Annotated in this window: 18 protein-coding genes; 10 read left to right on the top strand and 8 right to left on the bottom strand. The window is 56.1% G+C overall.

Going from position 1 to position 24,748, the window contains the following annotated elements:
- The first annotated feature begins 137 nt into the window (after nucleotides 1-137).
- Both ACR0IO_RS02370 and ACR0IO_RS02365 read left to right on the top strand, forming a co-directional pair.
- A complete protein-coding gene (locus ACR0IO_RS02370; protein ID WP_480739204.1) occupies nucleotides 138-2,273 on the top strand; it encodes a malate synthase G in 2,136 nt (711 codons plus the stop codon).
- A gap of 61 nt (nucleotides 2,274-2,334) precedes the next feature.
- Nucleotides 2,335-2,760, top strand: a complete 426-nt coding sequence (locus ACR0IO_RS02365) for a GlcG/HbpS family heme-binding protein (RefSeq protein ID WP_480739202.1) — start codon at nucleotides 2,335-2,337, stop codon at nucleotides 2,758-2,760.
- A gap of 8 nt (nucleotides 2,761-2,768) precedes the next feature.
- Here ACR0IO_RS02365 and ACR0IO_RS02360 read toward each other — a convergent pair whose 3' ends face one another.
- Nucleotides 2,769-3,722 (bottom strand): phosphatase PAP2 family protein, encoded by a 954-nt coding sequence (locus tag ACR0IO_RS02360; RefSeq protein ID WP_480739200.1) that lies wholly within the window; start codon nucleotides 3,720-3,722, stop codon nucleotides 2,769-2,771.
- A gap of 175 nt (nucleotides 3,723-3,897) precedes the next feature.
- Between ACR0IO_RS02360 and ACR0IO_RS02355 the strand changes: the two genes are divergently transcribed.
- Nucleotides 3,898-4,677, top strand: a complete 780-nt coding sequence (locus ACR0IO_RS02355; protein WP_155147431.1) for a gamma-glutamyl-gamma-aminobutyrate hydrolase family protein — start codon at nucleotides 3,898-3,900, stop codon at nucleotides 4,675-4,677.
- Nucleotides 4,678-4,749: 72 nt separating this feature from the next.
- On the opposite strand, the gene ACR0IO_RS02350 is transcribed toward ACR0IO_RS02355, so the two are convergent.
- Complete coding sequence (locus ACR0IO_RS02350; protein ID WP_480739197.1) at nucleotides 4,750-6,990, bottom strand: xanthine dehydrogenase family protein molybdopterin-binding subunit; 2,241 nt, start codon at nucleotides 6,988-6,990, stop codon at nucleotides 4,750-4,752.
- Between the two features lie 3 nt (nucleotides 6,991-6,993).
- On the bottom strand, nucleotides 6,994-7,458 hold the full coding sequence (locus ACR0IO_RS02345; RefSeq protein ID WP_155147435.1) for a (2Fe-2S)-binding protein: 465 nt from the start codon (nucleotides 7,456-7,458) through the stop codon (nucleotides 6,994-6,996).
- A gap of 99 nt (nucleotides 7,459-7,557) precedes the next feature.
- Between ACR0IO_RS02345 and ACR0IO_RS02340 the strand changes: the two genes are divergently transcribed.
- Nucleotides 7,558-8,136 (top strand): TetR/AcrR family transcriptional regulator, encoded by a 579-nt coding sequence (locus ACR0IO_RS02340; RefSeq protein WP_155147437.1) that lies wholly within the window; start codon nucleotides 7,558-7,560, stop codon nucleotides 8,134-8,136.
- Here ACR0IO_RS02340 and kynU read toward each other — a convergent pair.
- Nucleotides 8,129-9,322 (bottom strand): kynureninase, encoded by a 1,194-nt coding sequence (gene kynU, locus ACR0IO_RS02335; RefSeq protein WP_480739194.1) that lies wholly within the window; start codon nucleotides 9,320-9,322, stop codon nucleotides 8,129-8,131. The two genes, ACR0IO_RS02340 and kynU, sit on opposite strands and share 8 nt — an antisense overlap.
- 297 nt (nucleotides 9,323-9,619) lie before the next feature.
- Between kynU and ACR0IO_RS02330 the strand changes: the two genes are divergently transcribed.
- The 5 genes from ACR0IO_RS02330 to ACR0IO_RS02310 all read left to right on the top strand — a co-directional run bounded on the left by ACR0IO_RS02330 (nucleotide 9,620) and on the right by ACR0IO_RS02310 (nucleotide 15,066).
- On the top strand, nucleotides 9,620-10,069 hold the full coding sequence (locus ACR0IO_RS02330) for a methyltransferase family protein (protein WP_155147441.1): 450 nt from the start codon (nucleotides 9,620-9,622) through the stop codon (nucleotides 10,067-10,069).
- A 131-nt stretch (nucleotides 10,070-10,200) separates the two neighbouring features.
- Nucleotides 10,201-11,772 carry a Re/Si-specific NAD(P)(+) transhydrogenase subunit alpha gene (locus tag ACR0IO_RS02325; protein ID WP_480739191.1) on the top strand — a complete coding sequence of 524 codons (1,572 nt, stop codon included), beginning with the start codon at nucleotides 10,201-10,203 and terminating at the stop codon, nucleotides 11,770-11,772.
- A gap of 13 nt (nucleotides 11,773-11,785) precedes the next feature.
- Nucleotides 11,786-13,240 (top strand): NAD(P)(+) transhydrogenase (Re/Si-specific) subunit beta, encoded by a 1,455-nt coding sequence (locus tag ACR0IO_RS02320; RefSeq protein ID WP_155147445.1) that lies wholly within the window; start codon nucleotides 11,786-11,788, stop codon nucleotides 13,238-13,240.
- An 84-nt stretch (nucleotides 13,241-13,324) separates the two neighbouring features.
- Nucleotides 13,325-13,681: a VOC family protein gene (locus tag ACR0IO_RS02315; protein WP_480739189.1), complete on the top strand. Its 357-nt coding sequence runs from the start codon at nucleotides 13,325-13,327 to the stop codon at nucleotides 13,679-13,681.
- 107 nt (nucleotides 13,682-13,788) lie between these two features.
- Nucleotides 13,789-15,066: a DUF3422 family protein gene (locus ACR0IO_RS02310; protein WP_480739186.1), complete on the top strand. Its 1,278-nt coding sequence runs from the start codon at nucleotides 13,789-13,791 to the stop codon at nucleotides 15,064-15,066.
- Nucleotides 15,067-15,267: 201 nt separating this feature from the next.
- Here the strand turns inward: ACR0IO_RS02310 and ACR0IO_RS02305 are convergent, their stop codons facing one another.
- The 4 genes from ACR0IO_RS02305 to ACR0IO_RS02290 form a co-directional block, all read right to left on the bottom strand.
- The gene (locus tag ACR0IO_RS02305) at nucleotides 15,268-18,507 is read right to left on the bottom strand and encodes a M10 family metallopeptidase C-terminal domain-containing protein (protein ID WP_480739184.1); all 3,240 of its coding nucleotides are present in this window, start codon (nucleotides 18,505-18,507) and stop codon (nucleotides 15,268-15,270) included.
- 348 nt (nucleotides 18,508-18,855) lie between these two features.
- Complete coding sequence (locus ACR0IO_RS02300) at nucleotides 18,856-19,836, bottom strand: ABC transporter permease (RefSeq protein WP_155147455.1); 981 nt, start codon at nucleotides 19,834-19,836, stop codon at nucleotides 18,856-18,858.
- On the bottom strand, nucleotides 19,829-20,836 hold the full coding sequence (locus tag ACR0IO_RS02295; RefSeq protein ID WP_155147457.1) for an ABC transporter permease: 1,008 nt from the start codon (nucleotides 20,834-20,836) through the stop codon (nucleotides 19,829-19,831). The genes ACR0IO_RS02300 and ACR0IO_RS02295 overlap by 8 nt, the downstream gene beginning before the upstream one ends.
- A gap of 94 nt (nucleotides 20,837-20,930) precedes the next feature.
- Nucleotides 20,931-22,637, bottom strand: coding sequence for a peptide ABC transporter substrate-binding protein (locus ACR0IO_RS02290; RefSeq protein WP_170332638.1), 1,707 nt, complete (start codon nucleotides 22,635-22,637; stop codon nucleotides 20,931-20,933).
- A 286-nt stretch (nucleotides 22,638-22,923) separates the two neighbouring features.
- Between ACR0IO_RS02290 and ACR0IO_RS02285 the strand changes: the two genes are divergently transcribed.
- Nucleotides 22,924-24,744 (top strand): ABC transporter ATP-binding protein, encoded by a 1,821-nt coding sequence (locus ACR0IO_RS02285; protein WP_480739179.1) that lies wholly within the window; start codon nucleotides 22,924-22,926, stop codon nucleotides 24,742-24,744.
- Nucleotides 24,745-24,748 lie beyond the last annotated feature (4 nt).

The following is a 24,748-nucleotide window of genomic DNA, read 5'->3' as shown; positions in this document are numbered from 1 at the left end:
GCATTGCCTTGCTGCTTTTGAAGCAGTTTCCAATCCTGTCTGAAAATCAAAACGTAAGGGCGCAAGTTGCCTATCGGAAACTTTCGTCCTAACTGATGTGCGCATACAACGGCACACAATTGCGGGAGATTCGGAATATGAGCGGCAGAGAAACCCGGAACGGGCTGCAGGTTGATCAGATATTGGCCGATTTTATCGAGCAACAGGCGCTGCCGGGAACAGGTGTAGCTCCGGATGTGTTCTGGGCTGGCCTTGCAAAGATGGTCTCCGAACTTGGCTCCAAAAACCGAGAGTTGTTGGCCAAGCGCGCCGACATTCAGGGCCGCGTCGATGGCTGGCACATCGCGCGCAAGGGGCAGAACATTGATCCGGCAGAGTACCAGTCTTTTCTGCGTGAGATCGGATATCTCGTAGACGAAGGCGATGAATTCCAGATCGAAACCGAGAGTGTAGATCCGGAAATCGCGCTCACACCGGGTCCGCAGTTGGTTGTGCCAATCACCAATGCCCGTTTTGCCCTGAACGCTGCAAATGCCCGCTGGGGCAGCTTGTATGACGCCTTGTACGGAACCGACGCCATGGGCGATTTGCCATCGGGTGGCGGTTACGATGCTGAACGTGGCGCGCGCGTGATTGCATGGGCCAAAGCGTTTCTGGATGATGCAGTACCGCTTGCTTCCGGATCCTGGGCCGATGTCAGCGGCCTGAGTGTCGTAGACGGGTCACTGGTACCTGCGTTGGCAGACCCCGCCAAGTTTGTTGGCTTTGGAGGTTCGGCAAGTGCCCCCGAATTCGTCCTGCTGAAGAACAACGGACTGCACATCCAGATCACGATTGACGCCTTCAGCAATATCGGCGCCTCTGATCCTGCTGGTATCGCGGACGTACGACTGGAATCCGCTCTGTCCACGATCATGGACTGTGAAGATTCAGTCGCCTGTGTTGATGCTGCCGATAAGGTTGTCGCCTACGGAAACTGGCTGGGCCTGATGAAAGGCGACCTAACCGAGGAAGTAACCAAAGGTAGAAACACCTTTACCCGAAAACTGGCAGGCGATCTTGACTTCACCGCCGCTGACGGAGCTCAGAATACCCTGAAAGGGCGTTCATTGATGCTGGTGCGTAACGTTGGGCATCTGATGACCAACCCCGCGGTCCTGGATGCCGACGGCAACGAGATTGGCGAAGGGCTGATGGACGCTCTCTGCACCACATTGATCGCGATGCACGACCTGCAGCGCGAAGGTGGCAACTCGGTCGCCGGGTCGGTCTATGTTGTGAAACCCAAGATGCACGGCCCGGAAGAGGTCGCGTTCTCGGTTCAGATCTTCGACATGGTCGAGGATATTCTGGGATTGCCGCGCAACACTGTAAAGCTGGGCATCATGGACGAAGAGCGTCGGACTTCGGTGAACCTCAGGGAATGCATCCGAGCCGCAAAATCGCGTGTAGCCTTCATCAACACCGGCTTTTTGGATCGGACTGGCGATGAAATCCACACCTCGATGGAAGCGGGGCCGATGCTGCCCAAAGGGGACATCAAGAATACGCCATGGATCGCTTCCTATGAAGATCGCAATGTGGATATCGGTCTGGCCTGCGGGCTGAAGGGCAAGGCTCAGATCGGCAAGGGCATGTGGGCGATGCCCGACCGTATGGGTGATATGCTTGAGCAGAAGATCGGGCATCCGATGTCTGGGGCGACCTGTGCCTGGGTTCCGTCCCCCACAGCGGCGACCTTGCATGCGACCCACTACCACAAGGTAAATGTACTGACGCGGCAGGATGAGATCGCTGCGGGCGGGGCTCGCCGCACATTGGGTGATCTGCTGACCATTCCGCTTTTGGATGGCCGTAATCTGAGCGATCAGGAAATCACCCGCGAGATCGAGAACAATGCTCAGGGCATTCTGGGATATGTCGTGCGTTGGGTTGATCAGGGTGTCGGATGTTCGAAAGTACCGGACATCAACGATATCGGTCTGATGGAGGATCGCGCGACCTGCCGTATCTCAAGCCAGGCGCTGGCCAACTGGTTGCATCATGACGTCGTTGACGAAGCGCAGGTGATGGCGGCGATGCAGAAGATGGCTGCCGTAGTGGATCGTCAGAACGAAGATGATCCGGCCTACAACCCGATGGCGCCGAACTTTGACGGTATCGCTTTTCAGGCCGCCTGCGATCTGGTCTTCAAAGGTCGCGTGCAGCCGTCGGGTTACACCGAGCCGGTACTTCATGCACGCCGTCTGGAACTGAAAGCGGCCAGCGCTTAAATCCCGGCTGCGGGGTTGTTCCCCGCAGCACCAACAGAACTTTCATCCAAGAGGGCAGGACATGTCAGTTTCACTTCGCAAGGCGCGCACGATCATTCGCAAAACTCTGGAACAAGGACGCGAGATGGAGCTGAAGCCTCTTTCCGTGGTCGTTCTGGACTCGGGTGGCCACGTGATCGCGTTCGAGCGTGAAGATGGCGCAGCGCCGGGTCGTTTCGCGATTGCACATGGTAAGGCCTATGGATCGGTGATGCTGGGCATGGCGGGTACAGCGCAGATGCAGCGTGCTGAGGGTCAGGCCTATTTCATGGCTGCAGTGAATGGCGTCTATGGCGGGCAAGTCATTCCCGTCCCGGGTGGTGTTTTGTTGCGTGATCGCAAGGGTGCGATCATCGGTGCCGTTGGTGTGACCGGGGATACTTCGGACAATGATGCCGCCGCTGCGACGGCGGGTATCGAGGCTGCTGGCCTTACAGGCGAGATCTGATCCGCCCTTTAGTCTTGGTCTGCGGCGCCTCGCAACATGGGACGCGCCGCAAGCCACGCTGAAACAGCAAAAACGACTATTCCTCCGATCATGTCCGTAAGGTGATGACCTCCGTGTGACAGGATGGCGGGAACCATGGCCACGTTCAGGATCAACGCCGGAATGAACAGCGCCGTACCGCGCAGATACCACACAACCAGCAATGCCATGATCGTGTGATAGGACGGGAAGGCAATCGTCCCGACGATGTCTGAGGGTGCAATTACGGCAAGCCCCTGATCCGATAGCGTGCGGAGGATTTGTGCGTAGGTGCTGTTGGTCACTAGATCGATCTTTTTTTCCAGCCCAACAGGCAGGTCGTAAAAGACCGACGGCCCGACGCTGGGTACAATCCACCAGATCAGTGTTGTGAAGAGCAGGCCGAAGGTGCCCGCCATCAGGGCCTGGTCCAATGCGTCGGACCGTCCGGTCAACGCCAGATATCCAACCATGATAAACAGTTGGGGTAGTGAACTGTGGTAAACATAGCTCAGCGCCCGACCGACATCGGGATAGGCTGCAAGCACCTCAAGGAATTGTGGCCAAGAATACCCAAGAGCCGCATCCGCTTGCATCAAAAGCTTGTCGAACGACAATTCGGCTATCGGAAAGCGCAGATAGATCAGCAGGGTTGTAATCCCCATGAAACCGAGAAACAGGCTGTTAGCGATTGCAAGCTGTGCGATGCGCGGCTGATTTTTGAATTGGCGAATGTAAAGACCAGCGGCAAGCAACCCAACCGTCGGCGCCAGACCCATCGCAAAACCGCCCCAAGCAATCGGTTGAGCTTTCAATACAGACAGCAACAACGACAGTAGCACCGACAAGACCAGCATCGAGACGAGAATGATCTCTGGTCGACTGAGGCACCCTTTGAGCACTAACCGTTCGGATGCTTTCCGATTTTGGACGCTGGTTGTCATCGTATTCCGCTCAATCACTTGCTTTTTGCCTGAATTGTCCAAATTTGTGGCATATCTTGGGCGCTGGGCGACAGTTGTTGAGAAATTCACAGTGCAAGCTGCGCCCACGCACTTTGATTAGTTGTGTGAAACTGGCATGAATGCTTGAGCAGTTTCAAAGATTAGCGAGGTTTGCATGGTGCGTCCGGTCGTCGGCATTATCGGAAATTCTTACTTGATGAACGATCAGTATCCGACACATGCGGGCGGAACTATGAATTCGGACGCGGTTGCAAATGTATCGAATTGCCTTCCTCTGCTGATACCTGCCGATCCGCGCTATGTTTCAGTGGACGAGTTGCTGGAAGTTTGTGACGGATTTCTGCTGACGGGTGGGCGCCCAAATGTGCACCCCGAAGAATATGGTGAAGCGGAGACCGAAGCGCATGGTGAGTTCGACCGCGCACGTGACGCGATCACCTTGCCCCTGGTGCGTGCCTGCGTCGAACGGGGCCAGCCGTTTCTGGGAATCTGCCGCGGATTTCAGGAAGTGAACGTCGCCATGGGCGGCACGTTGTACCCGGAAATTCGAGACCTGCCCGGGCGCATGAACCATCGTATGCCGCCGGACGGTACACTGGAAGAAAAGTTCGCTCTGCGCCACGTTGTTACGTTGGAAGAGGGCGGTGTATTCCAGCAGATATTCGGTGCGTGCGAAGTCATGACCAACACGTTGCATGGACAGGGCATCAAGACGGTCGGTCAACGGGTCGTGATTGACGGTCATGCACCTGACGGAACGCCAGAGGCGATTTACATCAAGGATGCACCCGGATTTACTCTGTCAGTGCAGTGGCATCCTGAATGGGACGCTGCCAATGACCCGGTATCCCGACCGCTGTTCGAAGCCTTCGGCGCTGCTGTTCAGGCATGGTCAGCGGGCTCGAAAGCTCCGCTGATCAAGCGCATGGCGTAAGCTAGCTCTCAAGCAACCAGCAGCATTTTGCATCGGCCCCGATGAGGGTAGAGCCGATGCAGTCGGTTCAGATTAGATCAAGATGTCGAATTGATTGATGAGCGGCAGGCTGCGTGCGCGCTCACCTGTCAGATCAAACAGAGCGTTGCCCAAAGCCGGCATCGATGGTGGAGTGCCGGGTTCACCTGCGCCGCCCATATGACGATTGGTTTCAAGCACGCGTACTTCGACTTGTGGTGCTGTGTGCATTCGGATGGCCTCATAATCAGGGAAGTTGAACTGTTCGACTTCACCCTCCGAGAATGTGATTTCACCGAAACAGGCCGCCGACAGGCCATACATCATGCCGCCGAACATCTGCGCCTTGACGTTTTCCGGATCCAGCGCAAGACCCATGTCGCAGGCAATCCAGGCTTTGTTGATGCGGATGGTGCCATCCTCATCTACGACCTCGATCACTTGCGCGACAGGTGTGCCAAAGCTGTAGGTGAATGCCACTCCGCGACCAACGCCATCGGGTGTCTTACCGGTCCAGCCTGACATTTCACGCACAGCTTCCAGACATCCGGCTGAGGGAGCGTGCTCGTTCTTCATAAGCTCCAGCCGGAATTCCAGTGGATCACGACCCGCGGCATGTGCCATCTCATCCATGAAGGTCTCGTGGAAGAAGCCATTGTGGCTATTGCCGACCGAACGCCAGAAACCTACCGGGATATCAAGCGCAGCGATATGCCCGCTCATACGGTAGTTCGGAACCGCATAGGGCTGATTGAAGAATCCTTCGACCAGCACCTTGTCTGGGCCACCCGCTGGCAAGCCGGTGTAGCGTCCGACCGCTTGCTGCGTACAGGACTGCGCCGCAACCTTGCCATCAATCAGAACAGCCTTTCCGTCCTTAACCGCACCACGCATCCGCGCCAGCGCTCCGGGGCGGTAATAGTCGTGGCGCATGTCTTCTTCGCGGCTCCAAGTGGTTTGCACCGGCGTTCCGGGCATCGTCATGGCAACCTTGGTTGCGATTTCACCGAAATCCAGTTCACCGCGCCGGCCAAAGCCACCGCCAAGATAGGTGGTGTGTATCTCAACCGCTTCGGTGTCCAGATTGGCGACATTTGCCACACGCATTTGGATCAGTGTTGGTGCCTGGTTTCCGCACCACAGATCCAGCTTTGTCCCGGTGAACAGCGCAGTTGCATTCATTGGCTCCATCGTGGCATGCGCCAGATAAGGCAGTTGATACTCGGCGGTGATTTCCGTTGCGCCTTCGGGCAAGGTATCAACGTCTCCGTCATCGCGCATGGTCGAATTTGGAGAGTCGTCGAATGCCTTGGCAATGCTGGCAAAGATCGCGTCGGTTTCGGGCGGGTAGGGCGCATCGCCCCAGTCCACGTCAATCGCTTCGACAGCCTGGTTGGCAAGCCACGTGTTGTTGGCGATGACGGCCACTCCGTTACCAAGATCGACGATCTTTTCGACGCCAGGCATGGTTTTTGCCGCGCTGTCGTCAAAGCCGTTCATGGTGCCACCCAGTTTTGGATTCATCCGAACGCTGGCGAACTTCATATCGGGAAGGCGAACATCAACACCAAACTCGGCGGTACCGGTCGCTTTTTCGGCCATGTCCAAACGCGGTTGGGATTGACCCAGATAACGCCATTCAGACGGGTCGCGCAGTGGTGCCTCAACCGGCTCGAGTGTGGCCGCATCCGCCGCCAGTTCGGTATAGGCGATTTTGTCTCCGTTCGGTGCAATCACGTGACCTGAGGCGGTTTTCAACTGCGTGGGATCAACACCCAGACGTTCTGCCGCCGCCAGTTTCAGCGTTTCGCGGGCCGATGCGCCTGCCTCGCGCATGCGTTCATAGCCATCCTTCATCGACGTAGAGCCGCCGGTGACCTGCAAACTAAGCGCCCGGCCGACAACACCCAGTGCCTCACCCAGATTGTGCTGGAAGTCCGAGATATCGTAGCCCTTGTTTGGCAGGCTCTCACCCATCAGAGCCGAGTTGTAGTAGGCGGCTGCTGCCGGGCCGTGCAGAACGGTGACCTGGTCAAGATCCACATCCAGCTCCTCAGCAATCAATGCGGCCCAAGTGGTTTTGACACCCTGACCCATTTCAGCGCGTGGGGCGAACAGGGTGACGCCGTTCTGATCAATCAAAACGAATGGATTCAGTGCGGCCTCGCCTTCGCCTGGTTTCAACGGGTTCGGTGCAGGGCGATTGACGTAGTAGACGCCAAAGGCCACGCCTCCGGCGATTGCGGCAGAACCAATCAGGAATGTACGGCGAAGGATTTTTCCAATGCGTGCCATTGCTTAGGCCTCCTTCAGTTTTGCAGCGGCGTCGTGGATCGCCGCGCGAATACGAGGATAGGTGCCACAGCGGCAGAGGTTTCCCTGCATTGCGTCGTCTATGTCAGTGTCTGAGGGGCTTGGGTTCTCGGCAAGCAACGCGGCCGCCTGCATGATCTGGCCCGACTGGCAGTAGCCACATTGCGCCACCTGGTGGTCAACCCAGGCCTGCTGAATTGCCGCCATCGAATCCGGAGAGCCGATGCCTTCGATTGTGGTAACGTCACCCCAGACATCAGACAGTGCTACCTGGCATGAACGTACCGCCTCGCCATCGATGTGGACGGTGCAGGCCCCGCACGCGGCCACTCCGCAGCCAAATTTCGTTCCGGTTAAGCCAACTTCATCCCGCAGTACCCAGAGAAGGGGCACATCATCGGGCAGGTCGACCTGATGTGATGTTCCGTTGATCTTCAGGGTCGTCGCCATGGCGCACCTCTCTTGGCTGTGGCTGGTTTCTGACATAATTGGTGAAAAATGTCAGTGTGTCAATTGACAAAATATACAAAAAATGTCAGAGGTTCGGTTATGACGGATTTGATCGACGATACGCGGCAAAAGGCCATTCTGACGTCGGCCTTTCAGGCCTTTTCAGCTTATGGATTTCGCAAAACCTCGATGGATGACATAGCGCGCGGGGCCGGAATGTCGCGGCCTGCCGTCTATCTGCACTACAAGAACAAAGAGGCGATTGTTCGTAAGCTCACCGAGCTGCACTACGTCGAAAAGACCGCTTCTGTTGCAGACGCACTGAATGGTGAAGGTACCGTGTCGCAGATTCTGGAGAAGGCGATCAACGCGCAGATTGATGGCATGGCCGCTATTCTGGCGTCACCGCATGGTCTTGAGATGCTCGATACGACCAAATCCATGTCCATCGATATTGTCGAGCAGGGTGAAACGGAACTTACGGATCTGTTCGCAAACTGGCTAACCCGGGAACATGCAGACGGGCGTGTAAGGCTGCTTGATGAAGCGCATGAGACGGCCAAAACCATCACTGCGACGCTCAAAGGGATCAAGATGACCGCTTCGAGCGCCGACGAGTTCGAAAAGCGCACTGCTCAACTGGCAGCGCTTATCGGTGCTGGTTTGGAAGTCAGGTAACCCGCTGACGGACCTTGTATTCCGGAACATCCCACAATCTGTTGCGCATGATGTCGGCAACGATTTCAGCCGCTTGCTCAACATCGTTTTCATCAACGTAAAGCGGTGTGAAGCCAAATCGCATAATGTCTGGTGCCCGGAAGTCTCCGATCACACCACGTGCGATTAGGGCTTGCATGGCGGCGTATCCATCGGTGAATTTGAACGACACCTGACTGCCCCGCAGCTCGGGGTTGCGTGGGCTGGCCAGTTCCAGCTCGGGGCAGGTTGCCTCGACCCGTTTGATGAACAGTTCGGTCAGCTTAATGGATTTTGCACGAACATCGGCCATGTCTGCCATGTCCCAGATGTCCATCGCTGTCGCCAGTGCGGTCATCTGAATAACCGGTGGGGTACCAACGCGCATTCTTTCGATACCGCTCCCGGGGCGGTAATCTAGATCGAATGCAAACGGTGCCTCATGGCCCAGCCAACCGGACAGGGCGGGGCGCACGGATTGAGCAAGACGCGGTGCAACGTAGATAAATGCAGGCGCGCCGGGACCGCCGTTCAGATATTTGTAGGTACAGCCAACGGCGAAATCGGCGTTGCAACCTGACAGATCAACCGGGATCGCACCAGCGGAATGCGCCAAATCCCAAACCGTAACGACGCCATTGGCATGTGCCAGTTCGGTGAGCGCCTTCATGTCGTGCATGCGTCCGGTCCGATAGTCCACCTCGGTCAACATCAGAACGGCGATATCTTCGGTAATGTTTTCAGCAACCTGCTCGGGATCAACAACGCGCAGTTCGTAGTCCGCCCCCAATGAGCGTAACAATCCATCAACCATATACAGATCTGAAGGAAAGTTTCCGTTGTCTGATAGTACAACCTTGCGCTGTGGATTGAGTTCGAGCGCTGAGGCGACCGCCTGGTAGACTTTGATCGATAAAGTGTCGCCCACCACAACAGCGCCTGCCTCTGCTCCGATAAGGCGACCGATGCGGTCGCCAAGGCCTGTTGGCAGCCCCATCCATCCGGCCTTGTTCCAGCCGGTGATCAGCATCTGCCCCCATTCTGCGCTTAACATATTCTGAACGCGCTCTCCGGCGGCTTTTGGAAGTGGTCCTAAAGAGTTACCGTCCAGATACAGCACCCCTTCGGGCAGTTCGAACATGGCCTTGGTGGCGGCAAAATCTGTCATGGAAGCTCCCTGAAGCTTTAGGCGGAATTTATTGTTGTGGTTGACGTATCCGATTGGGCCTTAGCTGTCCATTATCGCAGCGCTGACGGGCAGATCGCATGGTTGAAAGCAATGCTAAGCGCGAATTTCAGGCGCGTTCTGACAGTATCAAAGCTTCTGCCTTGGTTGTTATCGCTTTCAGGTAAAGAAAAAACCCGATGCGACAACCTGATGTTTTGCCAAATAAGCGCAAAAGCGGTAGGACGTCTGTCAGAAGCGACATGTGTCGGTGCATGTCGTCATTCACAGGGAATGCTCATGCGCCGGATCGATGTCCCGCCCGTTTGGCTTCTGGGCTTTGTGCTGCTTTCATGGCTACAGGCCAAATACCTGCCTTTGGGATTATCCCTGAAAGGTGGATTTACGGGTCTTCTCAGTGGAATATTGATTGGTGGCGGCATACTGGTCGTTGTCTTGGCAGCGGTCGAGTTTCGTCGACACCGCACAACGATCATACCTCATGAAACGCCTTCCGCACTCGTCCAGTCCGGTATCTACAAACGTAGCCGAAATCCAATTTATGTTGGCGACGTTTTGATCCTTGCCGGGTTGATTTTGCGTTTTGATGCAATCGCTTCACTGGTGTTGATCCCAATCTTTGTCTGGATCATCGAACGCAGGTTCATCCTGCCCGAAGAGGATCGGTTGCGCCGGACATTTCGAGCGGATTTTGCTCGATACGAACAGAAAACACGCCGTTGGGTTTGAGGTACATCAGAACGTGACACAACGTAAAAATTGCTGCGACTGCGAAATAATGTTGCGCAAGATGTATCTTTTGCTTAACAAACAATACCGACCACCCGCTCAATCAGAGTGACAATTAGGGGGACCTGCCGGTGAAAATAGGCACACCAAAAGAAATACTGGATGGTGAGAACCGGGTCGCAATGACACCGGATTCGGCTGTGCAGCTGCAGAAACTCGGCTATGAATGCGTCATTGAAAAAGGAGCGGGTGAGGCTGCCGGCTTTTCGGACGCGTCTTATGAGGCCGTTGGCGTTGAGATCATCAAAACAGCGGCATCGCTGTGGAAGACAGCGGATATCATTGCCAAGGTTCGGGTGCCCACCGAGACAGAACTCAAGCGTCTGACCAAGGGCAAAACCCTGATCTCTTTCTTCAACCCAGCGGGCAACGAAGAAGGGATGGAGCTGGCCAAGTCCAAGGGCGCGAACGTCATCGCCATGGAAATGGTGCCGCGTATTTCGCGTGCGCAGAAGATGGACGCACTTTCGTCGATGGCCAATATCGCGGGCTACCGTGCGGTGATCGAGGCGGGCAACAACTTTGGTCGCTTCTTCACCGGCCAGGTGACGGCAGCGGGGAAGGTTCCGCCTGCAAAGGTTCTGATTGTCGGTGCGGGTGTCGCTGGTCTGGCGGCCATCGGAACATCCACGTCGCTAGGTGCGATCACCTATGCGTTTGACGTGCGCCCCGAAGTGGCCGAGCAGGTCGAGTCCATGGGCGCTGAATTTGTCTATCTGGATTTCGAAGAAGAACAGCAGGACGGTGCGGCCAGCGGCGGGTATGCCTCGGTTCAGTCGGAAGAATTCCGCAACGCGCAGCTGGCCAAGTTCCGTGAGCTTGCGCCTGAGATGGACATTGTCATCACCACCGCCCTGATCCCCAACCGTCCGGCGCCCAAGCTGTGGCTAGAGGATATGGTCAAGGCGATGAAACCGGGTTCGGTCATCGTTGACCTGGCGGCAGAGCGTGGCGGCAACGTCGAAGGCACAGTGCCGGATGAAAAGGTTGTGACCGACAACGGTGTCACTATCATCGGTTACACTGACTTCCCCAGCCGGATGGCCGCGCAATCTTCGTCTCTTTACGCGACGAACATTCGTCACATGATGACTGACCTGACCCCGGAAAAAGACGGTCAGATCAATCACGACATGGAAGATGACGTGATCCGCGGTTCGACCGTGACCCATGAGGGCGAAATCACCTTCCCGCCACCTCCGCCCAAGGTGCAGGCGATCGCGGCGCAGAAAAAGCCCGAGGTCAAGGAACTGACCGCGGAGGAGAAGAAGGCGCAGGAAATCGCGGCCTTCAAGGCGCAGACCAAGCAACAGTTCACCCTGCTGGGTGTCGGCGGCGCGCTGATGTTGCTGGTGGGTCTGATCGCTCCGGCAAGCTTCATGCAGCACTTCATCGTCTTCGTGCTGGCCATCTTTGTGGGCTTCCAGGTGATCTGGAACGTTGCACACAGCCTGCACACACCGCTGATGGCGATCACCAACGCGATCTCGTCGATCATCATAGTCGGGGCCTTGATGCAGATCGGATCGGGGTCTTTCCTGGTCATTCTGCTGGCGGCGTTGTCTGTCTTTATGGCAGGGATCAACATCTTCGGTGGCTTCCTCGTAACCCGGCGCATGCTCGCCATGTTCCAGAAATCTTAAGGAGGCCGGGCACATGGAATTTGGCTTCACTACTGCCGCCTACGTCGTTGCGGCTGTCCTTTTCATCCTTTCGCTGGGTGGTCTGTCTAACCAGGAAAGCGCCAAGCGCGCGGTCTGGTATGGCATCGTCGGTATGGCACTGGCGGTCTTTGCCACGCTGGTCGGGCCTGGTTCGGGCCTGTGGTTGCTGTCGTTGCTGCTGATCGCCGGTGGCGGTTTCATCGGTCAGTACGTCGCGCAGCGCGTGCAGATGACCGAGATGCCGCAGCTTGTTGCCGCCATGCACTCGCTGGTTGGTCTGGCGGCTGTGTTCGTCGGCTTCAACGCGCATTTTGAAATCGGCAACGTGGCTCAGGTCATGGCAATCGCCGACAGCGCGTCTCAGGCGGATCTGTCCGATCTGGGCGCATTTGCCAAGCTGATCGCCAAGAAAACCTCGGCCGAACTAGCGATCCTGCATGTCGAGCTGTTCCTGGGCATCTTCATCGGTGCGATCACCTTTACAGGTTCGGTCGTGGCCTATGGCAAGCTCGCGGGCAAGGTGACCTCGGCAGCGACCAAACTGCCCGGCGGTCACGCGCTGAACGCGGCGGCGGCGGGTCTCTCGCTGATCTGCCTGATTTGGTACACAGCTTCGGGTGGTTTGTTCCCGCTGATCCTGATGACGCTGGCGGCTTTGTTCATCGGCTATCACCTGATCATGGGTATTGGTGGCGCCGATATGCCGGTGGTTGTGTCGATGCTGAACAGCTACTCGGGCTGGGCGGCCGCGGCGATTGGTTTCTCGCTGGGCAACGACTTGCTGATCGTGGTCGGTGCGCTGGTGGGCTCGTCCGGTGCGATCCTGTCCTACATCATGTGCAAGGCGATGAACCGTCACTTTGTCAGCGTGATCCTCGGCGGCTTTGGAGGTCCTCAGGGCGAGCAGATGGCCGTTGAGGGCGAGCAGGTAGCGATCGACGCAGATGGTGTTGCAGCGGCTCTGAACGATGCTGACAGTGTGATCATCATCCCCGGTTATGGCATGGCGGTGGCGCAAGCGCAGCAGTCTGTCTCCGAGTTGGTCCGTAAGCTGCGCGCCAAGGGCAAAGAGGTGCGCTTTGCGATCCACCCGGTTGCGGGTCGTTTGCCGGGTCACATGAATGTTCTGCTGGCCGAAGCGAAGGTGCCCTACGACATCGTTCTGGAAATGGACGAGATCAACGACGATTTCCCGGACACGGATGTGGCCATCGTCATCGGCTCGAACGACATCGTGAACCCTGCGGCGCAGGAAGATCCTAACAGCCCCATCGCCGGCATGCCGGTTCTGGAATGCTGGAAGGCCAAGCAGGTCTTTGTGTCCAAACGCGGTCAGGGCACCGGCTATTCGGGCATCGAAAACCCGCTGTTCTTCAAAGAGAACACCCGGATGTTCTACGGCGACGCCAAGGAGTCGCTGGACAAGCTGCTGCCGATGATCGACTGATCCGGTTCGGATAACTCTCGGAAAGGCGCCCATATGGGCGCCTTTTCTGTTTTTGGTGTACTCTGCTCGTATAGGAGGTGCCCCATGGAGAAAGTGAACGGTATAGGCGGGCTGTTCTTCCGCGCCCGTGACCCGGAAGCGTTAAGCGCGTGGTACGAAAAGCACCTAGGCGTAAATCACTATGTACCGGTGCCGTGGAAACAGCGCGAAGGCTACACAGTCTTTGCTCCTTTCGCACAGGACACCGACTATTTCGGCCGGCCCCAGCAGCAGTGGATGATTAACTTCCGTGTCGATGATCTGGAGGCCATGATTGCTCAGTTAGAATCTGCTGGCATAGCCGTAGAGACCCGTGCCGAGTGGGATAGTGAGGTTGGCAAGTTCGCTCGAATACACGATCCGGAAGGCAACCCGATCGAGCTGTGGCAACCAAATCAATAAGATAGCAGGCTTGTATACTGTGGTATCCATGTAAGTATATGAAATAAAAAGATAATTGATGTATTTGTGACGCTGCGTATAGTTCCCGGGAACTCAGGGAATACAAAATGACACCCATCGACGACCATCCTCTGCGCTATGCGCTGGCCAATGAACTGCACGCGCGCCCCTTTCCGGTGGCCAAGGCGCCATGCACTGTCGTCTTTCTTGCTATCAAGAAACCGGTCGAGGCAGTTGCCCGAGATCGGAACGAAGATATGGCGCACCTGATAGATCTGCTGGACCGTCATGGCGCGCAACACCCCCAGCCTGGGGCCACGCATTATGCAGGGCAGATCGGACGCCACTGGCTAAAGTGGGAGCAACATACCGAGTTCGTCACCTATACAGCGATCACGCAGAATGTCAGTGATCGCCCGTTCAACCCGGCTGATTTCGAAGTGTTCCCTCAGGATTGGTTGATGAATAGCCCGGGGCAGAGGATTACCTCGGCTATGTTGCGAGTGGTCAAGCGTCGGGATGATGAGGAAGTTGTGGCGGCATTGTCGGAGTGGTTTGAACCCGAAAGTCTGGCCGTGGCGAACGTATTGGACAACTCAGCAGTTTGTGCCAGTGATTTTCGGATTGATCCGGCAGGGCACATGCGTTTCGCGCTCTTTGTCTCGGACGGAACCGGGCGACGCAGAACTGGCCGTATTATTCAGCGGCTGTGTGAGATCGAAACCTACAAGGCCATGTCCATGTTGGGCTTTGCCCGGGTTAAAAGCCTCATGGGGCGCATCGGCGAACTGGACAAACGTCTTACTGATCTGATGGTCGAGATGACGGACGATGCCACCCAACCGGACGAATTGCTGCCCCAACTCCTGTCAACGTCGACCGAGCTTGAGACACTCTCAGCTCGTTGCTCGTTTCGTTTTGGAGCAACCGGAGCCTATGAAGCGATTGTAAACCAGAGGATCGAGGTTCTGCGAGAGCAGCGCTTTTATGGTCGTCAAACCTTTGCTGACTTTATGATGCGCAGATATGACCCTGCTATACGCACCGTGAAATCCACGGAGCGGCGTCTGCAAGCCCTGTCTGACCGAGCGATCCGAGCGGGTGAATTGCTGCGGACACGCGTAGATGTTCAGCGCAGTGCGCAGAACCAGGCATTACTTGAAAGCATGGATCGCCGCGCCGATCTGGCCCTTAGACTGCAGCATACGGTGGAAGGATTGTCTGTGGTGGCCATCAGTTACTATGCAGTCTCTCTGGCCAGCTATCTGCTTTATCCGATCACCAAAACTGGAATCAGCAAGGGGATGTTGACGGCAGTCGTGACAGTGCCGGTGGTACTTGCAGTCTGGTTCGCAATTCGACGCATACGCCGCCGGTTGGAGTAAGCTCAGAGACTGCTGGCAGAAGCATCTGCAGGAATGCAAATAAACTTGGTCTGACTATAGAACTTGGGCCCGATTGAGCGCCATCGGCAGGATCTAAAAAACAGAACTCACCGACAAATCGGGTTTCAAATTGTGAAATGGGCGCGGTCGCGAATTCACCCGCAACCACGCCCATCGATGACTTCATATCTGAAGCGGGTGTCAGAGCAGGAAGCTATCCTCTTCCAGCAGGTTCGCAATCATCAGATCTGTTACCGCATCTGTCTCGTTCGCCAAATCGCTGTTCGACGACGCATCGACCAGTTTTGTCGGAACAGAAATGCCTGCGATCTTGGTTTCACCTGCACCGAACACGACGGATAGAAATTCATCAACGATTTCCGCAGTCACATTCGGCACAAATTCGAGAACATCGACTGTACCCGCCCATCCGGCCTCGCCCGAATTCTCGCCTTCTGGTGCGAGTTTCTGAGCAGGAGATGATTGCTGCGCAATTTTCGGAAGCTCGTACCCTACAGTACCACTGCCATTAATATCGTAGCCATAGAAGGCTTCCACATCGATGACATCAGGGATCGTCGCACTACTGATGTAGGCACCACTAGCGTCGGTGATCCACTCGCCATAGTCTCCGTTGGCGTTTTTCCAGAGTACCTTAAAGCCGCCATTGAATGCCTCGGCGTGGATGGCCTCCCAGCCGGGGAAGCTATCTGGGCCCGCTTTGGCGCCGTCACGCGTCAACTCGACGCTGCCATTGACCACATAAACACCGCGGGTGGAAGACGCGAGCGTCACGGAACCGGCGGTTTCGATGCTGGTTGTCTTGTGCCCGATCGTGCCGTCCCCGTTCAGGTCGACATTGTAGAACGTTTCGACATCCACAAAGTTGTCGAGGCTGGCGCTGCTCAGGTATTCACCGGCCGCATTGGTGATCCACTCGCCATATTCTCCAGCCGCGTTTTTCCAGAGTACCTTGAAGCCGCCATTGAACGCTTCGGCTTGGATGGCCTGCCAGCCGGGGAAGCTGTCGGGACCGGCTTTGGCACCGTCACGCGTCAGTTCGACGCTGCCATTGACCAGATAGACGCCGCGGGTAGAAGACGCGAGCGTTACGGAACCGGCGGTTTCGATGCTGGTTGTCTTGTGCCCGATCGTGCCGTCCCCGTTGAGGTCGACATTGTAGAATGTTTCGACATCCACAAAGTTATCGAGGCTGGCGCTGCTCTGGTATTCACCGGCCGCATTGGTGATCCACTCGCCATATTCTCCAGCCGCGTTTTTCCAGAGCACCTTGAAGCCGCCATTGAATGCCTCGGCGTGGATGGCCTCCCAGCCGGGGAAGCTGTCGGGACCGGCTTTGGCACCATCACGCGTCAGTTCGACACTGCCATTGACCAGATAGACGCCGCGGGTAGAAGATGCGAGCGTTACGGAACCGGCCGTTTCGATGCTGGTTGTCTTGTGGCCGATCGTGCCGTCCCCGTTCAGGTCGACATTGTAGAACGTTTCGACATCCACAACGTTGTCGATCGCAGTACTACTAATATAGGCACCACTCGCGTTGGTGATCCATTCGCCGTAGTTTCCGTTGGCGTTTTTCCAGAGAACTTTGAAGCCACCTGTGATCGCTTCGGCGTGGATAGCCTCCCAGCCCGGAAAGCTTCCCGGTCCGGCATTGGCGCCGTCTCGGGTCAGTTCGATGTTGCCATTGACCAAATAGCCGCTGCGGGTCGAGGAGGAGAGCGCCACGGAGCCATCGCTTTCGATGCTTGTGGTCTTGTGCCCGATGGTTCCGTCACCGTTCAGGTCGGCGTTATAGAATGTCTCGACATCCACAACGTTGGATATAATCCGGTCAGAGGTGTGTTGCCCCTGGCTGTTGACCGTCCACTCCCCAAATCTGCCGTCTGCGTTTATCCACAGAACGCGGTAGCCGCCGCCTGAAGCTTCGGCCTGAATGGCTTGCCAGCCTGCGATCGAGCCTGCCCCGATCACCTCACCGCGCAAGGTCAACGCAACGTTCGAGCCGGCTGAGTCCAGTACGTAGATACCGTGGTCCGCATGCTGCAGCGTCGTACCCGTTGTATCGACGTCAGACAGTTGCATGGCAGTTGCGATGTTCGACCAGGTTAACTGTTGCACGCCGTTCAGGAACTGGATCAGCTCAACATCATTTGCGATGGTGAAGGTGATACGTGTGATGACGTTCAAAAACTCGTAGCTGGTTCCGTTTCTCAGGAACAGATAATTGCTGATCGCGGTTGTAAACCTGATGGTATCCGTACCGGATCCCCCGTAAAACGAGCCGTCATTACTTGTCACGATCGCTATATCGTTGCCCTGATCGCCAAATACCTGATCGGAGCCGGTACCGTGCGCGAGATAGACCGTGTCGTTCCCGTGCCCGCCATAGATTGTGTTGTTGTTGCTTCCGTTGGAAAGCGAGTAAATCGTGTCGTTCCCGTTGTTGCCACGCAAAACGTTCTGGGCATGGTTGCCATAGATCGTATCATTGCCGGACCCGCCTGATGCGTTTTCGATGGTGACGCCGTGGGCGATTGTAAATCCGCCCCTTACCCCGGCTGCGGATGATACGACACCGCCACCGGTAGCCGTGTAGTCCAAAGTTGCGGGTCTCAGGTCGATCCGTGCGTCCGAGCTGCCCAGATGCTGGATGGTATCGTTGCCACCCGTATCCCAGATCGCCTGATACCCTGTGCCCGCAACGTTTGCGGACGGAAGGGTATAAACGTTGTTGCCGGAGTTAGTGGTGGTATTCGCGCCGTACATTGCTTGCAGTGCGGCAATGTCCAGAGCCCCGAAGCCGGTGGATCCGCCAAATGTCGAATTGCTAGGCAGAATTCCACTCGCTGAAGTCCAACCATCATTGTACGACATGACGGTGTAGACGCCCTGGTTGAGCGAGCCAACGCCAAATGAGTTGAAGGGCGAGGTAACACCAGTCATCACGGTCGTACCAAACCCGGTGTCATGTGGATGCCCCAGTCCCAGCGCGTGACCTAGCTCATGAATGAGTGTCGTAAAGAAATACCCGCCTGGATCGCCGTTGCCGCCGGGACCGGCATTCCAGTAGTTCGTGTTGTAGGCTCCGGTCGAAGGTCTACTTGACGGTCCAAAATGAAAACCCAGGACATTGGGAGACGAAAAGGACGAAGCAGGTGCAATATACTCGACCAGATCGGCTGAAGATGATGAGGATTCGACAAACCGAATGTTTGCTATGGCTTCGATAGCCGCAAGGGCGGCACGGAATTCGGCCTTATATTCGGAGGTCCAGTTCTGCGTGTCGGACAGTTTTCCGAAGTTATAGGTGATGGTGGTGACAGTTGCTGGGTTGCCATCTCCGTATGCACGATTACCCTGAATAGCGCTGACTGGCGAGGATGAAGAAGGTCTTGGAATGTATGTCGTCGTAGCCATGTGTCTGCCTCAAATTCGGCGATTTTGATTGCGCGTACAATTCACGCGCAAGTTGTCATTTTCGTGGCGATGAAAGCCTGCTGCGCGCAAAATTAATTTTTTGTTATGGTAAGTCTAGCGGCTTTGGAAACTGCTACTGCACACGATGTCAGACCGCGGCATTTTGGTCTCGGTTGTTTAGTGTTTTGATCGTGGGATTGCAGTCAAATCCACAACAAGTCCGGACATATGGGCGGCTGAGAATAGAAAGCCGCTAAACGAAGTCGTCACTAGAATTTGCAAGAATCATCAACTGGTGTGTTGAACAGTGAATAGACCGGTGCGCAGGTGCGCACCGGTCAGTTTTTGTCAGCGCCCGCGAATACGTGGATCAAGCGCGTCGCGCAGGCCATCGCCCAGATAGTTGACGCTGAGCACGGTCAGCGAGATCGCCAGACCGGGCCAAAAAACACGCTCGGGGTATTGCTGCAGATAGTCGACCCCATCGAACAGCAGTCGTCCCCATGTCGGGAAATCGGGCGGGAACCCGAGACCGAGGAACGACAGGGCACTTTCCGTAATGATCGCCGTTGCGATGCCCAGTGTTGCAGACACCATGATGGGTGACAGAACGTTGGGCAATATGTGACGCGTGATGATCTGCGTGTTGCTCGTGCCAATGGAACGTGCAGCCAGAACGAATTCACGCTCTTTGATCGCCAAAACATCACCACGAACAATCCGTGCGGTGGGCATCCAGGATGTCACGCCAATCGCTGTTACGATCAGGATAAAGATACCACGCTCAAGCCCGAATGCTGCAGACAGAGGTTCACGGAACAGCAACATCATGACCAGCAGCAGCGGCAGCAAGGGCAGGGCAAGGAACAGGTCGGTCAGGCGCATCAGCGGCCCGTCAAGGCGTTTGAAGAACCCGGCAACAACCCCGATCAATGACCCCAGCAACAGTGCCAGCAGCATCGCAGTGATGCCCACCGAAACCGAGGTTTGACCACCTGCCATCATACGCGCCATGATATCGCGGCCCAGTTGATCTGTGCCAAAGGGATGCGCAAGGCTGGGCCCTTGATTCCGCGCCCGGATGTCAATCTGGGTCGGATCAATCGTCCAGATATAGGGGCCAAGATAGACTGCCGCGACGATGAAGATGAACAACATCGCCCCCAGCATTGCACCCTTGTGTGTTTTGAACTGATCCCAAACGTCGCGCCATTGGCTGCGCGGTGGGGTAGCCAGCTCTTCCATCACATCCGTGGTTGGCAAGGCCGTTGATGCAGGCGCGAGACCTTCGTCGGGGACCAGAGTGTCGGTACGATCATGATCAGTCATAGCGAATCCTCGGGTCCAGAATGCCGTAAAGTACATCGGCGATCAGGTTGAACAGCACGATCAGCACGGCAAAGATGAAGGTCAGGGTTTGGACCATCGGCAGGTCGTTGGCCTGAATGGCGCCGATCAGCAGTTGACCGATACCGTTTACCTTGAACACCTGCTCGGTGATGATTGCGCCGCCGAAGATGGCGGGAATACCCAGGGCAATGACCGTGACAACCGGGATCATCGAGTTGCGCAGGACATGCACCATGACGACCGTATATTCACTCAGGCCCTTGGCGCGCGCTGTGCGCACATAGTCCTGATTGAGGTTGTCCAGCATCGAGGCGCGCATGAAGCGGCTGAGCTGTGCCGTGATCTGCAGTGCCAGAACCATGACAGGCATGATCATTTGCTTCAGCTGAACGACAAAGCTGTCCCAGCTGTCGACAACATGGGTGGTGTCATAGATAGACGGGAACCAGCCAAGTTGAACCGAGAAGATCACAATCACCAGAACACCCGAGAAGAAGGGTGGGACCGAGAATCCGACCATTGAGACGAAAGTACCCATCTGGTCGAACCAGGAATACTGGCGATAGGCCGAATAGATACCGATGGGCAGGGCGATCAGGATGGCGACCACATAGGCGGTCCCAACAACCCACAGGGTCTGCGGGATACGCTGAACGACGATGTCCATGACGGGTGAACGGGTTTGCCACGAAATCACGCGCAGATCACCTTCGGAGAAGGTTGTGCCAAAGATCGAGTCGATCAGCACCTGCGGTTCAATCCAGAAAAACTGCACGATCCATTTCCAGAACCGGATATGCATCGGCTGACCGAGGCCAAGTGCCTCGCGCATCTTTTCTTTGACTTCGGGGGGAACAGTGAGCGGAACCTGCGCCATTGGATCGCCTGGTGCGAACTCGAGGAGCAGGAAAATGACGAGGCTGATGAACAGAAGCGTTGGAACGGCCAGTATCAGTCGTCTGATAGTGAAGTTGAGCATTAAAAGGCGCCTTTATATGCGTCTTCTTGTTGGTGGAATATGCGAAAGACCGCGCCCCGATAAAGATCGGGACGCGGCTTTGCAAGGCTAACGCTTAGGAACCGGTCTTGCGGTACCAGTCAGCGATGTTCCACAGTTCGCTGTCCCAGACGTTCAGGACAACGCCACCCAGCGTGTTCGAATGCGCCGACAGACGGCCACGGTGTACCAGCGGGATCATACCGCCGTTTTCAACCATGATGTCGTTCAGCTTTTTCGCGATCTCAGCGCGCTGCTCCAGACCTGCGGTCTCGGCCAGCTGACCATGCAGCTTGTCGAATTCCTCGTTGCAGAAGCGGCTGATGTTTTCACCCTGCCACTGGGAGTCAGGACGCGGAGCTTTGTCGCACAGACCGTTGCCCAGATAGGACTGCGGGTCGGTGCCGTTGAAGGTGTTGGCATACATTTCAACGTCAGCATAGAACTTTTGGAAAGTGTCCGGCGAGCCCGGGTCACCACCAAAGAATACCGATGCGTTGATGTTGCGCAGTTCGGATTCGATACCGATCTGGCTCCACCACTCTTTGATCAGCGCCTGGAAGTCCTGACGAACAGCGTTGGTCGAGGTCTGGTAGACGATTTTCAGCGGAACACCGTCCTTTTCACGAACGCCGTCACCGTCAGTATCTACGATGCCTGCGTCATCCAGCAGTTTCTTCGCACCTTCGATATCCTGCTTGTCACAGGTCATTGAGGTCGAGTTGAACGCAGCAGGAGCCGGAACCCAGTTACAGGTGACCTTACCGGCCTGACCGTAGCCGATTTCAACCAGCAGCGGACGGTCGATCGCCAGCGACATCGCTTTGTAAACAGCCGGGTCCGTCAGGAACGGATGCGGATGCTTGGCTGTCGAACGCTCGCCTTCCGGCAGTTCGGGCGACGGATTGGTCTGGTTCATCATGATACGCTCGACCAGCGGGCCGAAGCCTGCGACCGGGGTACCTTTGCCGCCTTCCTGCATTTGCGCGATCACTTCGGGCGCCAGCTGCAGGTTCCATGCGTAGTCAAACTCGCCGGTTTCCATGACTGCACGGCCAGCCGCGGTTGCATCGCCGCCACCTTTGAAGGTCACGGTCGCAAAGGCTGGTTTTGCAGGATCACGATAGTTGTCGTTGGCCTTGAAGGTGATCACGTCGTTCGGCTTGAACTCGGTGACGACAAACGGGCCTGTGCCGATCGGGTTAAAGTTCTGCTCGGTGCATTCTGGGGCCTTTGCACCCATGCAGTTTTCAAACTGAGCTTTCTGGATGATGGGGCTCTCGCCGCCAACAAACGGTCCGTAGGGGAACGGGGTAGGCGCGTCGAATGTGACTTTGACAGTCATATCATCAACAGCTTCTACCGAGGTAACGCCTTCGAATTTGGTTACCTGCGCACAGCCACCTTCGGGGTCCATGCAGTAATCAGCAGTGAATACAACGTCTGCAGCGGTGAACGGTGTTCCATCCGACCACTTGATGCCGGGTGCGATTTTCCAGGTGATCGAGGTCAGGTCTTCGCTGACGCCGCCATTTTCAACTGTAGGAATCTCGGACGCCAGGAAGGGAACCATGTTGCCGTCTTGGTCGTAACGAGCCAGAGGCTCGATCACCAGCGAGGCCGATTCCACATCCTTGGTACCGCCCGACAGGAACGGGTTCAGGATTGAGGGTGCTTGCCAATAGATGATGCTGACATTGCCGTCCGATCCACGCTCGGCAAAGGCCATCGGGGCCATAGCCGTGCTGGCGATCGCACCAAGCAAAAGGGTCTTGATTTTCATCATACACTCCATGTTGGACACTTGCGTGTCTCGATTATCTCCGCAAGGCCTGCGGATTTGGCGTTGCCGTACCTGGGTGCAAGGCGCTGAAATGAAACATAAATGCAATTCACGTTTCGTGTTTTCCGCCCTCTCCCAAAAACGGTTACGCGGCGTATCGAAACAGAGTTTCTGAAAATTGCAAGCCTTGCCGCTGCGAAATTCGGTAATGCGTTTGACTTTTCCCGCTTTGCGGCCTTAGCGTTTGGCAATCAAAAAAATATAAGCCGCCAAGGGGAGCGTGCGCGTGCTGGACCAGCCAATTGCCCAGATCAGAAAACTGCGGGTTGAATTTCAAACCAAAGATGGACCCGTCGTCGGGGTCGAAGACGTCTCGTTCGAAGTAAATCCGGGTGAAACCGTTTGTATTGTTGGCGAATCAGGATCCGGAAAATCGGTGTCCTCGCTTTCGCTGATGCGGTTGGTCGAGTTTGGCGGTGGTGAAATCGCGGGTGGCCAATTGCTGTTCGACCGGCGTGATGGCGAAGAGATGGACCTGTCCAAAGCCGATCAGGATCTGATGAAACAGATTCGCGGCAACGAGATCGGAATGATCTTTCAGGAGCCGATGACCGCCCTGAACCCGGTGTTTACCGTCGGACGCCAGCTGACCGAAGGGCTGCGCATCCACAAGAACATGTCCAAATCCGAGGCCGAAACACGAGCCCTGGAATTGTTGCGTCAGGTCCGAATCCCCGAACCCGAACGCCGCATGAAGCAATACCCGCACGAATTGTCGGGCGGCATGCGACAGCGCGTTGTGATCGCCATGGCCATGGCTTGCGAGCCACGCCTGTTGATCGCGGATGAGCCGACGACAGCGCTCGACGTGACCATTCAGGCCGAGATTCTGGCCCTGATGGATCGCCTCAAGCGGGAAACCGGCACGGCCGTGATGTTCATCACCCATGATATGGCGGTTGTGGCCCAGATGGCTGACCGGGTCGTCGTCATGTTCCGCGGCAACAAGGTCGAGGAGGGGTCGGTCAAAGAGATCTTTGAGAACCCTCAGCATGACTATACCAAAGCGCTGCTGGCTGCGGTTCCGAAGCTTGGTGAAATGCAAGGCAAGGCCGCGCCTGAACCAATGAAGCTGTTGGGAGTCGAAGGCCAGAATATCGCGCCAATCCCTGGCACCGAAGAGGTTCTGCTGACGGTCAAAAACCTGACGACGCGCTTTCCGGTCAAAGGCGGTTTGCTGCGCCGTACGATTTCCAATGTGCACGCAGTCGAAGATGTCTCGTTCACTTTGAACAAGGGACAAACGCTGAGTTTGGTCGGCGAATCCGGCTGCGGGAAGTCATCAGCAGGCCGTTCTATTCTGCGCCTCGTGGAGCCGATGTCTGGCGAGGTCGATCTGGATGGCGTCGATATCATGAAGCTGGATCAGGGCGGACTGCGTAAGGCCCGTCTGGACATGCAGATGATTTTTCAGGATCCGTTCGCCTCGCTGAACCCGCAGATGCAACTGGTGGATCAGGTGGCAGAACCGATGCGCAATTATGGCGTCGCTTCGGGCACGGAACTTCAGGATTGTGTTGCGCAATTGTTCGACAAAGTGCACCTGCCGCGCAGCTTTATGCGACGCTTTCCGCATGAGATGTCCGGTGGTCAGCGGCAGAGAATCGCGATTGCGCGCGCACTTGCACTAAATCCCAAGCTGATCATCGCGGATGAGGCGGTTTCGGCGCTGGACGTATCCGTTCAGGCGCAGGTTCTGAACCTGATGATGGAGCTTCAGTCCGAACTTGGCCTAAGTTACCTGTTCATTTCACACGATATGGCCGTGGTCGAACGTGTCAGCCACCATGTAGGCGTCATGTATCTGGGCCGGATCGTTGAATTGGGACCGCGTGCGCGCGTCTTTGAGAATCCTCAACACCCGTACACTCAGGCCTTGATGAAGGCAGTTCCGATTGCAGACCCCAATAAGCGAAAGTCAGAAAAGGATCTGAATTTCAAGCCGATCCCTTCGCCAATTCATCCAATTGGATATGAGCCCGAGCCTTCGGTCTATCACGAAGTGGAGCCGGGTCATTTCATTCTGACAACAGACAGCGGGTACTGAAACC

It is taken from the genome of Ruegeria sp. CE12 (genome assembly GCF_056537525.1).
The sequence above is the reverse complement of the archived record's forward strand: the minus strand, read 5'-3'. Positions and strand labels throughout refer to the sequence as shown.

Bases quoted from the DNA above. Each gene is read 5' to 3' on its own strand.
- ACR0IO_RS02370 (WP_480739204.1), top strand. From the start codon at position 138: ATGAGCGGCAGAGAAACCCGGAACGGGCTGCAGGTTGATCAGATATTG.
- ACR0IO_RS02365 (WP_480739202.1), top strand. From the start codon at position 2,335: ATGTCAGTTTCACTTCGCAAGGCGCGCACGATCATTCGCAAAACTCTG.
- ACR0IO_RS02360 (WP_480739200.1), bottom strand. From the start codon at position 3,722: ATGACAACCAGCGTCCAAAATCGGAAAGCATCCGAACGGTTAGTGCTC.
- ACR0IO_RS02355 (WP_155147431.1), top strand. From the start codon at position 3,898: ATGGTGCGTCCGGTCGTCGGCATTATCGGAAATTCTTACTTGATGAAC.
- ACR0IO_RS02350 (WP_480739197.1), bottom strand. From the start codon at position 6,990: ATGGCACGCATTGGAAAAATCCTTCGCCGTACATTCCTGATTGGTTCT.
- ACR0IO_RS02345 (WP_155147435.1), bottom strand. From the start codon at position 7,458: ATGGCGACGACCCTGAAGATCAACGGAACATCACATCAGGTCGACCTG.
- ACR0IO_RS02340 (WP_155147437.1), top strand. From the start codon at position 7,558: ATGACGGATTTGATCGACGATACGCGGCAAAAGGCCATTCTGACGTCG.
- kynU (WP_480739194.1), bottom strand. From the start codon at position 9,322: ATGACAGATTTTGCCGCCACCAAGGCCATGTTCGAACTGCCCGAAGGG.
- ACR0IO_RS02330 (WP_155147441.1), top strand. From the start codon at position 9,620: ATGCGCCGGATCGATGTCCCGCCCGTTTGGCTTCTGGGCTTTGTGCTG.
- ACR0IO_RS02320 (WP_155147445.1), top strand. From the start codon at position 11,786: ATGGAATTTGGCTTCACTACTGCCGCCTACGTCGTTGCGGCTGTCCTT.
- ACR0IO_RS02315 (WP_480739189.1), top strand. From the start codon at position 13,325: ATGGAGAAAGTGAACGGTATAGGCGGGCTGTTCTTCCGCGCCCGTGAC.
- ACR0IO_RS02310 (WP_480739186.1), top strand. From the start codon at position 13,789: ATGACACCCATCGACGACCATCCTCTGCGCTATGCGCTGGCCAATGAA.
- ACR0IO_RS02305 (WP_480739184.1), bottom strand. From the start codon at position 18,507: ATGGCTACGACGACATACATTCCAAGACCTTCTTCATCCTCGCCAGTC.
- ACR0IO_RS02300 (WP_155147455.1), bottom strand. From the start codon at position 19,836: ATGACTGATCATGATCGTACCGACACTCTGGTCCCCGACGAAGGTCTC.
- ACR0IO_RS02295 (WP_155147457.1), bottom strand. From the start codon at position 20,836: ATGCTCAACTTCACTATCAGACGACTGATACTGGCCGTTCCAACGCTT.
- ACR0IO_RS02290 (WP_170332638.1), bottom strand. From the start codon at position 22,637: ATGAAAATCAAGACCCTTTTGCTTGGTGCGATCGCCAGCACGGCTATG.